This is a genomic window from Candidatus Cloacimonadota bacterium (assembly GCA_034661015.1).
Lineage (GTDB): Bacteria > Cloacimonadota > Cloacimonadia > JGIOTU-2 > JGIOTU-2 > JAYEKN01.
Genome location: JAYEKN010000171.1, coordinates 1 through 13,816, shown reverse-complemented (window position 1 = coordinate 13,816; position 13,816 = coordinate 1). Strand labels below are relative to the sequence as shown.

The 13,816-nt window shown below is 33.5% G+C and carries 16 protein-coding genes; 4 read left to right on the top strand and 12 right to left on the bottom strand.

Translation table 11 applies throughout. From position 1 onward, the window contains the following. Positions 1-692 precede the first annotated feature (692 nt). The 8 genes from U9P79_06595 to secD form a co-directional block, all read right to left on the bottom strand. Complete coding sequence (locus U9P79_06595) at positions 693-1,292, bottom strand: Fic family protein (GenBank protein ID MEA2104291.1); 600 nt, start codon at positions 1,290-1,292, stop codon at positions 693-695. Then, positions 1,285-1,506 carry an antitoxin VbhA family protein gene (locus U9P79_06590; protein MEA2104290.1) on the bottom strand — a complete coding sequence of 74 codons (222 nt, stop codon included), beginning with the start codon at positions 1,504-1,506 and terminating at the stop codon, positions 1,285-1,287. Before U9P79_06590 ends, U9P79_06595 begins: the two co-directional genes overlap by 8 nt. Before the next feature lie 207 nt (positions 1,507-1,713). Beyond that, entirely contained in the window at positions 1,714-2,403 is a 690-nt protein-coding gene (locus U9P79_06585; GenBank protein MEA2104289.1) for a DNA methyltransferase, read from the bottom strand. Continuing rightward, positions 2,403-3,083, bottom strand: coding sequence for a BsaWI family type II restriction enzyme (locus U9P79_06580; GenBank protein MEA2104288.1), 681 nt, complete (start codon positions 3,081-3,083; stop codon positions 2,403-2,405). The genes U9P79_06585 and U9P79_06580 overlap by 1 nt, the downstream gene beginning before the upstream one ends. Positions 3,084-3,085: 2 nt before the next feature. Next, positions 3,086-4,384, bottom strand: a complete 1,299-nt coding sequence (locus U9P79_06575) for a DNA methyltransferase (GenBank protein ID MEA2104287.1) — start codon at positions 4,382-4,384, stop codon at positions 3,086-3,088. A gap of 167 nt (positions 4,385-4,551) precedes the next feature. Further along, positions 4,552-5,085 carry a 16S rRNA (guanine(966)-N(2))-methyltransferase RsmD gene (rsmD, locus tag U9P79_06570; GenBank protein ID MEA2104286.1) on the bottom strand — a complete coding sequence of 178 codons (534 nt, stop codon included), beginning with the start codon at positions 5,083-5,085 and terminating at the stop codon, positions 4,552-4,554. Positions 5,086-5,179: 94 nt separating this feature from the next. Further along, the gene (secF, locus tag U9P79_06565) at positions 5,180-6,145 is read right to left on the bottom strand and encodes a protein translocase subunit SecF (protein MEA2104285.1); all 966 of its coding nucleotides are present in this window, start codon (positions 6,143-6,145) and stop codon (positions 5,180-5,182) included. 11 nt (positions 6,146-6,156) lie between these two features. Next, positions 6,157-8,088, bottom strand: a complete 1,932-nt coding sequence (secD, locus tag U9P79_06560; GenBank protein MEA2104284.1) for a protein translocase subunit SecD — start codon at positions 8,086-8,088, stop codon at positions 6,157-6,159. Between the two features lie 359 nt (positions 8,089-8,447). Here secD and U9P79_06555 point away from each other — a divergent pair, with 359 nt between their 5' ends. Both U9P79_06555 and U9P79_06550 read left to right on the top strand, forming a co-directional pair. After that, positions 8,448-8,711: a helix-turn-helix transcriptional regulator gene (locus U9P79_06555; protein ID MEA2104283.1), complete on the top strand. Its 264-nt coding sequence runs from the start codon at positions 8,448-8,450 to the stop codon at positions 8,709-8,711. Then, entirely contained in the window at positions 8,704-9,114 is a 411-nt protein-coding gene (locus tag U9P79_06550; GenBank protein ID MEA2104282.1) for a hypothetical protein, read from the top strand. Before U9P79_06555 ends, U9P79_06550 begins: the two co-directional genes overlap by 8 nt. On the opposite strand, the gene U9P79_06545 is transcribed toward U9P79_06550, so the two are convergent. From U9P79_06545 to U9P79_06535, 3 genes are all read right to left on the bottom strand, one after another. Next, positions 9,092-9,352 (bottom strand): SMI1/KNR4 family protein, encoded by a 261-nt coding sequence (locus U9P79_06545; protein ID MEA2104281.1) that lies wholly within the window; start codon positions 9,350-9,352, stop codon positions 9,092-9,094. The genes U9P79_06550 and U9P79_06545 overlap by 23 nt on opposite strands. A 364-nt stretch (positions 9,353-9,716) precedes the next feature. Beyond that, positions 9,717-10,970: a M28 family metallopeptidase gene (locus tag U9P79_06540; protein MEA2104280.1), complete on the bottom strand. Its 1,254-nt coding sequence runs from the start codon at positions 10,968-10,970 to the stop codon at positions 9,717-9,719. A 19-nt stretch (positions 10,971-10,989) separates the two neighbouring features. Then, complete coding sequence (locus U9P79_06535; GenBank protein MEA2104279.1) at positions 10,990-11,184, bottom strand: hypothetical protein; 195 nt, start codon at positions 11,182-11,184, stop codon at positions 10,990-10,992. Between the two features lie 629 nt (positions 11,185-11,813). On the opposite strand from U9P79_06535, the gene U9P79_06530 reads away from it, so the two are divergent. Together U9P79_06530 and U9P79_06525 are read left to right on the top strand one after the other, a co-directional pair. Then, complete coding sequence (locus U9P79_06530) at positions 11,814-13,004, top strand: hypothetical protein (protein ID MEA2104278.1); 1,191 nt, start codon at positions 11,814-11,816, stop codon at positions 13,002-13,004. Positions 13,005-13,039: 35 nt separating this feature from the next. Next, on the top strand, positions 13,040-13,522 hold the full coding sequence (locus tag U9P79_06525; GenBank protein ID MEA2104277.1) for a GyrI-like domain-containing protein: 483 nt from the start codon (positions 13,040-13,042) through the stop codon (positions 13,520-13,522). Between the two features lie 64 nt (positions 13,523-13,586). Here the strand turns inward: U9P79_06525 and U9P79_06520 are convergent. Then, the coding region (locus tag U9P79_06520; protein ID MEA2104276.1) for a M23 family metallopeptidase at positions 13,587-13,816 on the bottom strand (230 nt) is incomplete at its 5' end.

Here is a 13,816-nt window from a genome sequence, read left to right as displayed (position 1 = left end):
ACAATTGATTGTCCCCATTGATTTCTTTCTTGGTTTTCAACAATGATTTTCCCTATTTCAAAATTCTGACCAATATGATATTTATTCAGGGATTTGAATGCTTGATATCTTGCTGAATTAATCGTGTAGATTATTTCCTTGAAGAAATTGCTATATGCTGATATTTTATTCATATTCAAATTTACTCAAATTCTCTCACAACTGTGATAGAATTGAGATGGTGTTTTTATTCAAATAAATGCTAACTTGGGTGTATCACCTATTGTTGTTATCTCTCCTGTTTGGTGGGATAACAACAATTGCGTATATTTTTCTTTTACCATTTTTGCTTTCTTTACTCAAAAAAATCATCAATTACAGTTTTATGTATAACATAAGATTAGGCGTACTAATTAAATTATTAAAACATTCACAAATTGCAAGTTTTAATAATTCGGAGGCGTTAATAGTTGATTTATATCTTCATTTTTCGATATATATTTCAATTTGTTGGATACCCTTCTCAAACATCTTCTGTTGTAGCTGGACATTTCTTCCATTGGCTATAACGGTAAGTATAAGAAAAGTAGCCGACTTCGAAGCACAAATCTTTCAACTTACAAGAAAGTTCAAACTGGCTAAAATCCTTGATATTACTGCTGTCTCGCTTATTTTTTATATACATTGTTGTACACCGTTTTTTTTCTTCTTCTTTACGTTTCAATTAGTTCAAAAATCAATTTTGTCAAGGCTTTCACATCACTATTTATTGTTCCTTGCATATATTGGTCGTAAATCTTTTTATCGTCAGGTGGATTCAGGTTTAATACTAAGTCCTTTTCCAATGCTAATAATCTTAAAAATTCTCGTTGCATTCGCCCGTTTCCATCTCTGAAAGGATGTAGGTAATTTACATTATCCAATATTTCAGCTAATTTCTCGGCTATTCGATGTTTATCGTTTTTTGATGTGTTTTTATAATCTGAAATTAAAGTGTCAATGAAGCCAAAAGCATTGTCAAAATGTGTCGTTGGGAAAAATTGTTTGCCTGCTTTATTTATTTCAACCTTTCGCTTTTTTCCTGCCCAAGAATAAACATCTTGAAACAAGTGTTTGTGAATAGTCAAAAGACTTTCTACTCCCTTTATCTTGATGGGGTTTTCGTAAAGTTCTTGTATGCGTTTTGCAACAGCTGCACTTTCAAAAAAGAGTAAAACATCTTGGTCTATTATGTCCGCTAAGTTTCTGAGTATTCCTGTTTTGGGGTCAGTATAGGTGTAATCGGGGTCAACGTATTTATAAGAATCAGACATACGATTTTTCCTTTGCAAATTTTATCAATTCAGACAATGTTATTTTTCCAATTACATAATCTCTAATTATTTCAACGCCTTTCGGAGTGGGTTCAAAACCTTCAAACATATTACTCCCAATTGCATTTGCCGTACTTTCCAAGATTTTTAAATTGGAAAATTGCACTCCCATAATTGTCAGCTTATTACGGTCTATTTCTATCGTATTAAACATATTCTATCTGATTTAATTAATCACTGCAAATTTAATCATTTTTGTCGAATTTTCCTATACTGTGATTGCGTCTCCAAATGGTGTACAACGGTTGGTGTAAGAAAAGTAGCCGACTTCGGAACTCGAATTTTTCAAGTTACAACTAAATTTCATTTAATACTATAAACTGCAATATCAGCACATTGCCCAAATTACGTATAGCATTTGTTAGGCTTTCGTGCTTTTTCTCATTATGAATAAATATTTAAAACCTCTTAAATAAAAATTATATTTTCTTGCCCTATAATGCCAAATTCCAGTATTTGAAGTTTGATTATGTCTTGTAACTGAAACTATATCAATAGTCTCAAAGTGCTTAACAAGTCTGTTATAAAGTAAAAATCCAGTAGGTGTAAATTTTCTTTTTATCCACTGGTCACCAATTAACCAAGCAACAACTTTTCCTTCTTTCAATATCCTTTTTATTTCAATTGCAACTTTTTCTAATTCATCAAAAAACTCATCTTTTTCACAAGAAATTTTACCAATGCAATTTTTATCATCAGAATATTTGATATTGTCTGAATATGGTGAATCAATAAAAACCAAATCCGCAACATCGTCTTTCAATGGTAGTTTTCTTGCATCAGCTTTTTTTATTTCATCTCTAACAATATTCAAATCAAAACATTCCGTTTTTCTATTTAATTCCGTTGCTACATCATAAGTAGTTCCACTCCCACACATTGGATCAACTACTAAATCATTTTCTTTTGTATAACGTTGGAGTAAATTCCAAATAATAAAAGCTGGCGTAACGCCATTGTATTTATTATTTCCATGTGGTTTATTTCCATAATTTTGTGTAGGAAAGTCCCATAGAGTTGTTGATTCTAATATTAATTCTTGCGCTTTCATTATTTCTCCAAAAATTTCACCAAGTCATCTATAAATTTCTCAAATGGTTTTACCTTATTACTCTCTTCAATTTCGGTTTCGCTTAAAACATAACTACCGTCCAAATCTACTTCAACAATTGCACGCCCTTTTTTAGCAGGTGTTTTAAATGTTAATGTTCCATCTTCGTCTGGTGTAACAAAATAAACTCTTATGTGTTTGGTCAGCTTTTGAGAGGATAATTTAAGTTTCCAATATCCACTTTGTGCTATTCTTTCTCGCAAGGTTATTTTGCTTGATAAAACGGCAATAACTTTATATGATTTTGGTTCATAAATAATAATATCAACATCTGGTAAATGGTAACCAAATTCTCCATAATCTATCAATAAGTTTCTTTTAATATTCGATAATTCTTCTGATAAATTTGTTTCTTTGGTTCTTTCAAGTTTATTACCATCAACTATTTTTAAACCTAAATCACTTACTTCACTTTCAATGATATAAACAATCAGCTTCTCAAGATTTTTGCCTTTAAAAGCTCTCCATGATTGTTCATGGTCATTTCCAGTAAAACTCTTTTTATGCAATGGTTTAGCATCAGTCAATACTTGGCTCACATATTTATAAGCATTTCTTTTGTATTTTTTCTTATACTCGTTGTAAATCAAATACAAGTTATCAATTGTAAATTTTGCCATAATTAAATTTTCTCCATTATTAATATGTATTCTGTTGGGTACGCAAGTGTTTTTTTATTATTTGTTGCTTTTGTGAACCTGCCAGTTTTGGGGTCTCGTGTTGAAGGCAACATTTTAGAGGGGATTTCTCTGTGAATGATTTTATAAGTTTTAAAACCAATATTCTCAAACTGTTCTTTAAAAACTTCGGCATTTAAAATATCTACTCCTTTTAATTTTGTATTTCCTATAACAATAGCTGCTTTTCCTCCAATTTTTAAAACTCTTTTCATTTCAATAAAACTTTCCAACATATCCGCAAAGTAATTTTCAACTTCTATTGATTTTTTATTATTACCTAATTGTGCAATAACATTATCTGCTGTTTTACTTAAAAGGTTTATCTTTTCTCGTTCACGAGCAGAACTCCCAATAAATTTTTTCCTAAAATCAGATAGCTCATTTAAATAACCAAACCATAATAAAGATAACTGATGTAAATCTGCATATTCGTAGGAAGTAACATAAGGCGGACTGGTAACAATCAATGAAGCTTTATTATCTTCACAAGGCAAATCTCTTGCATCATTGTTTTTTATTATTCGATAGTTTGAAATATTGTTTTTAATATTGTCATCTAATAAATTATCAAAGTCTTTAAATTTCTTTACCATTCTTTTTGCTTGCCACTCAAATTTATAAAGTGGGTCAATTTCCTTTTTATTAAAATCTCTTGTTGGTTTTACGCTTTTTTGTAACCAAATAGAACAAGATTTTAATATCTGAGCAAAAGTTATTAAAAAGAAGTCTTTTATATCCTTATTTTCTGTTTCAAGGATTGTGCTTAATATTATTATCAATTTTTCTTTTATGTGTGGCTTAAACCAATAATCAATTCTTTCGTTTAGAGAAAACTGTTTTTTTGCATTTTTAAGTTCTTTTTCAAAACTACCATTTAATTTTTGTTGCAGTTTAAAAATTAAATTTGAAAATTCATTTAATAGCAGATTATAGTTAATTGGTGTTGATTTTACTTTTGATAGTAACACTGCAATTTCATTAATGTCAATCCCAATTCCAATTCTATGGTTTACAATTGCTTCTACAACAGTTGTTCCGCTTCCCATAAAAGGGTCAATTACAATATCATTTTTGGTGCTAAACTCATTTATTATTCTTTCTGACAATTGAGGAATAAATTTAGCAGGATAAGTATAAAAGCCATGTGTAATATATGATGTGTCTTTTCTCGTTTTATCCGCAAAAGACCAATCATGTTCAATTGGAATTTTATTTAACTCTGTTTCTTTTGTTTCTATCATTATTTCCCTTCATTAATATATTACAAAAATAGTCAAATTTATTTTTAAACTATTTATTACTTGCAGTTCGTTGCATGAAGCACAACTTCTGCATATCACCTATTGTTGTTATCTCTCCAATTTGGCGGGATAACAACAATTGCGTATATTTTTCTTTTATCATTTTACTAATGTCCAAAAAAGGTCAACTTCGTTTCACCATACTTTTCAACTCTAATAATTTTCGCATCCGCCTTTTCGATTTTTTCATCAATTCGGCTTTCGGCAATTATCAACCCGTTTTCTTTTAAAGTATTTGTCTCAATGATCTTATTAACAATTTTTTTAATTATGTAAAGAGCGTAGGGAGGGTCAATGAAAATTATATCGTAAGATTTGCTGTTTATTTGATCAAGAAATTTCGCTGCTGAAGAGCGATAGTATTCTACGTTTTCATCAATACCAAGGTGGATACAATTGCTTTTTAACATCGAGATCGCTTTGTATGATTTATCCACAAAGCAGCATGATCTTGCTCCTTCGCTAAGGGCTTCAAAGCCAAGACCACCAATACCGGCGAACAAATCCAAAACATCTACACCGGACAATCTATAGCGAATAATTGAGAAGAGCGATTCCTTTACCCTATCGGTAGTGGGGCGAACACCTTTGCGAAGTACTTGTAACTTTTGCCCCTTAAATCTACCGGAAATTATCCGCACAACTTTATATGATTAGACACAGATGAACCACACTAATTATATTTCCTTGTAGGAATTTAATAGGATTCATCTGTGTCCTTTATACTACGATAAATTATCTTTTCTTGCTTCGATGGTGACGATCTTTCAAGGAACGTTTCTGCTTCCAATTGTGATATTCAACGAGCAGAGGGCTGGCAACGAAAATTGATGAATATGTTCCGATAATCACACCAAACATTAATGTAATGGAAAAATCATGAATTACTTTACCACCAAAAATAAATAATGAAACCACAACAATCAAAGTTGAAAGCGATGTAATGATCGTTCTGGACAACACTTCATTTATACTGTGGTTGATGATAGATTCGTATTTCTCTTTTCGATAAATTTTAAGATTTTCACGAATACGAACGAATAGCACAATAGTATCGTTAAGCGAATAACCCACAATGGTCAACAAGGCACCGACAATTGGAATACTAATTTCAATATTAAAAATGGATATTAATCCGAGAGTGATAAAAACATCATGAAAAAGAGCGATAACCGCAGCAATCCCAAATGTGAATTCAAAACGCCACCAAATATAGATAATGATTCCGAGAAGTGAAATTAAGATAGCCACAAAAGCCTTACCACGCAGTTCTTCACCAACCTGTGCTCCCACGTGTTCGCTTCTTCTTACCAATTCATTCATTTCCTTATCGGAAGTGAATTCGGGAAAATTCTCTTGGATAATGCGAACAATCTCTATTTGATCTTGTTGCACATCTTCGCTGGCAATTATTTTTATTAGTATATGATGAGGATCACCAAAACTCTGTATATTGCTGTCTCCATACCCATTTGATGTCAAACAATCTCTCAATTCCTGAATTTCAATTGGATCAATGGTTTCATCTGCAGGAGTAAAATCGAGCTCAAATAATGTACCACCTGAAAAGTCAATTCCATAACCTAATCCTCCATGTATGGCGATCGAAACTATGCCGATAACAATTAATGATAATGAAATGATAAATGCAATTTTTCTATTTTTCGTGAAATTTATTTTTATATTTTTTAACAATCTCATATTCAACTCCCTTATATACTCAATGATTTTCGAGGTTTATTTGCAATCAACTTATCAAAAATAAATTTAGTGAATACAATTGCTGTAAACATCGAAGATAGAATACCAAAACTCAAAGTAACTGCGAAACCCTTGATGGGCCCAGTACCAAATTGATAAAGAACCATTGCAGTTATCAGGGTGGTTACGTTTGCATCAGCGATGGTGATGATGGCTCTTTTATAGCCATTATCAATTGCCGTGCGTACGGTTTTACCCGAATCAAGTTCTTCCCGAATTCTTTCAAATATCAGCACATTAGCGTCCACCGCCATACCGATCGTTAAAATAATACCTGCAATACCCGGCATAGTTAAGGTGGCTTTCAGCATGGTGAGAAGTGCCATTATTATCAGCACATTAGAAACCAGAGCAATATCAGCGATGAATCCTGCTGTTTTATAATAAAATACCATAAAAAGAACTACAATGACCAAACCGATAATCGCAGCTTTGAAACCCGCTTTGATCGAATCCGAACCAAGAGATGGTCCCACCGTTCTTTCTTCGACAATATTCACAGGTGAAGGTAAATTACCGGCACGTAGAATAATAGCCAAGTCTTTTGCTTCGCTCATAGTAAAACTACCGGTGATCATCGCACTTCCATTGCGAATTTTATCATTGATCCTCGGTGCCGAATGCACAATATTATCAAGCACGATTGCCAATCTTTTCCCAATATTCTCACCGGTTACTTTTGAAAATATGCGTGCACCTTCATTGTCAAATTCCAGACTAACATACGGTTTACCCGCAGTTTTTGGGTCCATTCCCTGTCCGATACGAACATCTGCAGATTTGAGAGCTGCACCCGTAAGTTCTACCTGATCGTAAAGAAAATAAAGTTGACGAGCTCCATAAGGATCATCAGGAGAAACTTTACCGAGTAGGATTTCTATACCGGAAGGAATGATCTCTTTCACTTCCTGCAAAGAAACAACCTTTCTAAAAAGGTCTAAATTTTCCGGTTTCACAACCAGAGTTTGTCCATAAATAGCAACCAATGATGAAAAGAGATTTCCCTTTTCCTTATCTTCCAAAATAGCTGTGGTTGTATCCGCAACTTCTCCTTCAGCCTTTTCATCAGTTTCTTCGCTTCCTTCTCCACTCAAATCATCGTCGGTTTTAAAGAGAGTTTCTTCGACGGCGCTTTTTTCTTCTGTCGTTTCTTTAATTGTTTTCAGATAAGCATATTTATCATAATTGTTTTCAAGATAATCATCAATAGCATCTACGGTTTGGGTTATATCTTCATTATTTGCAAGTAGCTTAAATTCTAATAATGCAGTTTTACCTATCAATTCTTTGGCGCGACTTGCATCACGTAAACCGGGCAATTGAACAAGAATACGGTTATTTCCAATTCGGTGAATCGTTGGTTCGGAAACGCCGAATTGATCAACTCGGTTTCTAATAATTTCCAAAGCACCCTTCACGCTGGACTCGGCAACATCCGCAGATTGCCCCTCGGTATCAACCTCAAGTACCAAATGCATACCACCTTGCAAGTCAAGACCAAGTTTCAACCTTTTCTCGCTAAACCAAGTAGGGAGAGAAGCCTCTGAAAATTTTTCCAAAGCAAATACCTTGATGTTCTGATTTTGTGAATAATCTATATCAGCATCAATACTTCTTAGAATTTCATCAGGGAGACGACCCGAGACAACCAAAGAATCATTTACATCAATCAAAGAAATCGCTTCATCAAAGGCAATGCCATATAACTCGCTACCCAATTTATAATCCATCTCCGCTATTTCGTATATCTTTTGTTTATTCTGATCATAGACCTCAATATCACATTTTACATAATCTTTCTTAACAACTAATGGCAAAAGGTAATATACCGTTACCAGAAAAACTATAATCAAACAAACAGTTCTAAACCAGTTTTTTTTCATTGAAAATCCTTTTCATCTAAGTTATTTTTCTAATTTTTTAGGTTTCGAAAGTTTTTGAAGCGTTAGTTTTACGTCAAGAATATCAGATTAATTTTGGACATTGAAAGAATTCAGTCTTTTTTGAAAAAATAATCGAATAAACTTAATTGTGTCTGTGAGAATCTACAACATTGTTTGTTTTTGGAAGTTACAAGCGAGAGTTTATTCAAGCATTGAAGGCAACTAATTTTATTTGAAGAATTGTATTTTGACACAATCAATATAAAATATTATATTAATTATTGCATATTTACAACAAATAGATTGACACATCATTACGCTGGAATTTTAATACACCTAAAAATGAAAGGAGAAATGTAGTGAAAACAAGACAGATTTATAACAGAATTGCTGTTTTGCGTAAAGAACACAATGTTTCCAGAAGAGAGTTGGCAGAAAAAATTGGAGTGAATTTTCAAACGGTCGGTTATCTCGAACGTGAAGAATATAATCCAAGTCTGGATTTGGCTTTCCGTATCAGTGAATATTTTAACCTTCCTATCAATCTGATTTTTTCTATTAAACCGTTAAAACCGCTCAGTGAAGAGCTAAACAAACTAAATTATAGGAGTCAAAATGAGTAGTTCAAAAATGAAACCGAGAAGTGCTGTTCTAATTAATTATTTTTGCATTATCATCGCACTTATTTTATTTTATGGTATAAAGTATGCTGGATTTTCAAAAATATTTTTACTTTTGGAAATAATACCGCTCATCTGCTTGATAATCAGTTTCAGAATTGCATTTTCCACATCAAATTTATGGAAGCTAACCCATTCATCATTCCGCAAATTAGATGAAAGAGAAATCCAAATTGTTTACAAAGCAACCACGTATTCGTATTCAATTTTCACAATATTGTGCCTTGTATTGATCTATACTTTTTACCTTCTAGGATTTCCGATAATTGATGTGGTATTAGCCGGCAGTTTGCTGTATATAGCTCATATCCTTCCCGCCAGTATTATTGTTTGGAATGAGAAATAAAAGTGCCGGATTTTACCATTTTATCCTTAGATTCGCCATATGGCGAAATGGTTAAATCCCCATCATAATTATTTAGGAATATTTTATATGATAGTGGCAAGTCAATTCCCAAATCAACTTCAAAATCCATAATATCTTCCGCTGAAGCTCCTTCATTAAAAAAACATCTATCCGGCATTTCTTCAATTTTTGCATCGAGCAAATCAATTGTCTTAACAATTCGATATGGTTTCATCATATACATTCCATTCTACTGAAAACAACGCTCACAGTTTCTGTAGATTTTCCAACTCACAAACATAACGTAAACTAACTTAATAGATAACTTTTTATTCGGCACGGAATGGTCCGTGCCGACTCTTCAAACGAAGTTGTCCGTGACGTCTCGAAAAGGCTACTTTACGAATGGACTCAAATTAGAGTCTATCCGTAAACTCGCATATCAAGTAAAATATATTCTTCATCCTTTTTACAACTCATCCCCTAACCCCTTCTCTTCAAAAAGAAGGGGAACTTTTGTCTCCCTCTCTCCGCCAGCTGGCGGAAGGGTCGGGGTGAGGTCGAAAAATAGCACTTTACGAATGGTCACTAATTACAATTTTTCACTTCTGGTATTTCGGAGTCCATTCCAGTTCGGGTTTTGTAAGAGTGAGGTTCCAGAGATATTTTTGTATTTTATCTCGCATACTTGGATCAATTTCTTTTTTGAAGGGAAATATTTTTGCATTCGTAATTCTTTCGACAATATTTATGGTTGCGTTTATAGTAACATCCAAACCTCTGCGTGATACATGACGAGCATGATCACCTTTTGTGTGGATATGAGTAGAGGCTTTTCCGCCAAATCGCATCAAATTCACAGATGGAACTTCATATTTTGAAAATGGCATATTATCGCTACTATATATATCAAGGTGAGAATCGAACATAAATCCCTTTTCCCGTGAAATCCCATCAATATATCCGCGAATTTGTTCCGTTCCCACGATAGCAAACCGATTGTGTCCAATGTCATCGCCGGTAACATCTACATTTACAACAATTTTGCCAAATTCTTTGATCTCATCCAAATGCTTTTTTACGTAAGCCTGTGAGCCCAGCAATCCCATTTCTTCACCGGAAAACCAAATCAATTTAACATTTCGTTTAGGAGGATTTTTTGCGAGATACTCTGCAAGTTTGATCAAAGTTACCGAACCGCCGGTATTATCCGTTGCTCCCGGAGCTCGTCCCACCGTATCAAAATGGGCAACGGCATAAATAATATTTCGGTCATCCCCTGTTCCGGGAATATCTACGATTACGTTTTGCGTTGTCATTTTTTCGACCTTTTGCTCAATGTTTATCTTTGCCATTTTTCCTGAAAGACGTGATAATTTTGCTCCCTCATCAAAACTGATAGACAAGCACGGAACATATCCTTCTTCATAAACTTTCTGCCTATACGAACGTGTGGAAGCATCTTTGAATGGTTGTCCGATGGAGATGAAAGCGGTAGCATTGCTTTTTTTCAACGCACTTCCGATTTGACGAGAATATTTATTGCCGATTATGATTTTTCCCTGATAGTTTTGGGAATTATAAATGAGTTCATCCGGATTTTCCATAAATGCAAGTTCACCCCCGATTTCTGCACTTTCGGTAAGTCCAAAAGGATAAGCAAAAAAAGTTTTACCATCCACATGTATTTCGGATTTTCCCGGTTCGTAGCAATATAATTCAAAAGGTTCATATTCGTATGAATAGCCGAGTTGTTTGAGATATTTGGTCAGAATCACTCTTCCTTTTTTCTCATTTTCCGAGCCGGCAGTTCTTTCAAAGTTTAATTCATTTACTAAGTTTTTTGGATTTAGCATAATTCTCCTTTTATTCAATTTATATTTTATTTAACGGCTTCCAAGCGTGTATTTCCAGATCGAAATTAGCCAATACAGACAAAGATTTTTCAATACAATCTCTATTTCCATTTAGAAGAACAGCGTCTATTCCAACTCTCTCAATCTTATCGAATGCTGTTTTAAATTCTTCTTTTGAAAATGAATTGCCGAATATCCGGATCCATTTCTTCATAAGATTTTCCTTTTGTGAATTTTGAGAACAAATTTTATAATCCTGCTCTTTTTGTAAACCTTTTTGAAAAAAAGCGAAATTTACCCTAAGCTTTCTCAATGAAAAAACAAATATAATTCATTCCAATTTTCTTGACATTTAACTTTTAAATTTCTTGAAGTGTAATACAAATTTAACGGAACCTCCATTGAAAAATAAAAAAAATTACATTATAAAAATCGTCATCATAATGTAAAAAATCCGTATCGAAACTGTGAGAATGTACACTAATGAAAAACCTGATATACCCTCAAATCGTCTTTTCGGGGTTACTTCTTTTTAAATTGGTTGACCGAACTTTGCACCTTACTATTCAATTGCGATGTAACTTGTGTCTGTCCGTAAGTAGCCTTTTCTAGCACCTTGCGGATGGTTGTTTTACGACGGGATTTGTTATCCGCAACCTCCGCAATGGTGGTCGTTTTCACATCTCAACCATTGCGGAGGTTTCCAACCATCCGCAAGGTTTAAGAGTTTACAGATGGACACTAATTAGCGTTATATTTGTGAGTTGGAAAAACTTAACTCAAGATTTCCCTTTACGGATGGATGCTAATTAATTTACAAAAATAACAAATAGGAGTTAACGCATGAAATTGAAAAAAATCTATTTTGTAGTTAGGATTTTAGTGTTTGTTTCACTTGTTTTTACATTGAATTGCTTTGCCCAATCTGAAACCGGATTTAACCCGGTTAAATTATCAGATTTTAGAAAACTCTCGGATTTTGGATATGGTGTAACAGCCAATTTTACTTATAACGGACAAGGTGATGAAAGCAGCGGAAATGGTAGTTATCATTTTGGATATGTCTGGCGTAAACTTATCCAATCCTCAAGTATATCCACAAATTTTCAAGTTGATTTTAATCATACTATTCCAACAGTTAGAGAAAAAATTACCGGAGAATTTCGTTTTGATGGTGAAGCGGGTCCGTCTTCTGACTTGGCAAGATTAACTTATGACAAATATGTAATAAATCAATCTATATTTGTATTTGGCGAACCACAAGCGAAAGTTGTTTTGAATTTGAATGAAGACTCACCCGACCCAATCACTGCAATATTTGCCGGAGTCGGATATGGCAAATTATATCCTGTCGGTGATTTTAATAGAGTTCATGATTTTGTAAAAATATTGGAAGATCATGATTTGCTGTTGAAACCTGTTGATTTATATGAAATGAAAATATTAATGGCAATAATAAAAAATCGTTGGGACAGTTATAAGCAGACACATCAGGCTTTACGAAGAATGGAAGAATTGGGATTTATCGAAAAGTTCCCCTCAGATGATGTAGTAAATTTTCTAATTGATTCAATCGAAAGATCGCAAGAATATGAAGAGACCGGTTCCGATGCGCGAGTTGGGATTCATTATACTTTCAGTAATGGAGAAACCGATTTTATAGGCACTAATTTAGATTTGCCGGCGAGATTTGTCTTTTCCTACAGAAAATCAATTGTAAAAGGCTCTTTATCAATTTCACCGTGGCTATCCGCTTATCAGGAATTCAATCCTGAAACAGCTACAAATTTAAATATTGGAACGGATATCACCTTGCAAGCCTCTGCTCGTTTACAATATTTATTAAAAGAAACTTTTCTATATTCTGCATCCGATGGAAATAGTTTAGCCTCAAATCATCTGGAATTGGGATCAAGTTATTCGATTACAAATCTATTGAATGCATCTTTGACGGGAACAATTGAACAATCCGGAAATGAAGACACCCAACTTAGTATAAAATTATTTCTCGGGCTGGGTATGTCCGATTTATAACCAAAATAAATAATTAAAAATTGGAGAATATTATTATGAAACCAAAAATAATCACAAAAGATTCCTTTCCCATTATCGGAATTGAGTTGAAAACAACTATTCATAAAGGTAAAAATTTTACCGAAATTCCCGATTTCTGGGATAAAATTCTAAAGCAAGGACAAATTCACGATATTCCAAACAGAAAATATCCTGATACGGTTTTAGGGATCTGTATGGATTTTAATCAAGATGAAAGTTTTTCCTACATAATCGGAGCAGAAGTTACAAATACTGAAAATGTGCCGGAAGGAATGGTCTCCAAATTTATTCCTGCAGCACAATATGGGGTTTTTACTGCTATAGGAAAAATCCCTGATTCTATTCAGAATACAGTCAAATATATTTACAAAGAATGGCTGCCCAATTCAGAATATCAACGAGCAAATTCTGCTGATTTTGAATTATATGATGAACGTTGTCAAAAAGGGATGAACGCAGAGGTAGATATCTATATTCCAATTGTTATTATTAAATAAAACTTGCTAAGTTGATTATTTGATATTTGTAAGTAACCTCGGTTACAATATTCAATTTCAGCTATCAATCCAACTGCTCCAGAAAATGCCGAATACCACCGTGATAATAATAAATTCTATCTTCCGGATCAAAAGTTTCCAAATCGCTATCCCGCAATTCCAGATGGAGATGAGAGGCTTTGCCACTTTCCTTTATGTTCCCGGTATAACCGGTCAATCCGACTTTTGTATCCGGATAAACGATATCCCCTTTTTCCACAAAAACAGAATCTAAATGAGCATATAAGGATTCAA

Coding starts and splice junctions, on each gene's coding strand:
- U9P79_06550 (MEA2104282.1), top strand. CDS start 8,704: ATGAGTAGTTCAAAAATGAAACCGAGAAGTGCTGTTCTAATTAATTAT.
- U9P79_06525 (MEA2104277.1), top strand. CDS start 13,040: ATGAAACCAAAAATAATCACAAAAGATTCCTTTCCCATTATCGGAATT.
- secD (MEA2104284.1), bottom strand. CDS start 8,088: ATGAAAAAAAACTGGTTTAGAACTGTTTGTTTGATTATAGTTTTTCTG.
- U9P79_06535 (MEA2104279.1), bottom strand. CDS start 11,184: ATGAAGAAATGGATCCGGATATTCGGCAATTCATTTTCAAAAGAAGAA.
- U9P79_06575 (MEA2104287.1), bottom strand. CDS start 4,384: ATGATAGAAACAAAAGAAACAGAGTTAAATAAAATTCCAATTGAACAT.
- U9P79_06540 (MEA2104280.1), bottom strand. CDS start 10,970: ATGCTAAATCCAAAAAACTTAGTAAATGAATTAAACTTTGAAAGAACT.
- U9P79_06585 (MEA2104289.1), bottom strand. CDS start 2,403: ATGAAAGCGCAAGAATTAATATTAGAATCAACAACTCTATGGGACTTT.
- secF (MEA2104285.1), bottom strand. CDS start 6,145: ATGAGATTGTTAAAAAATATAAAAATAAATTTCACGAAAAATAGAAAA.
- U9P79_06580 (MEA2104288.1), bottom strand. CDS start 3,083: ATGGCAAAATTTACAATTGATAACTTGTATTTGATTTACAACGAGTAT.
- U9P79_06545 (MEA2104281.1), bottom strand. CDS start 9,352: ATGATGAAACCATATCGAATTGTTAAGACAATTGATTTGCTCGATGCA.
- U9P79_06530 (MEA2104278.1), top strand. CDS start 11,814: ATGAAATTGAAAAAAATCTATTTTGTAGTTAGGATTTTAGTGTTTGTT.
- U9P79_06590 (MEA2104290.1), bottom strand. CDS start 1,506: ATGTTTAATACGATAGAAATAGACCGTAATAAGCTGACAATTATGGGA.
- U9P79_06595 (MEA2104291.1), bottom strand. CDS start 1,292: ATGTCTGATTCTTATAAATACGTTGACCCCGATTACACCTATACTGAC.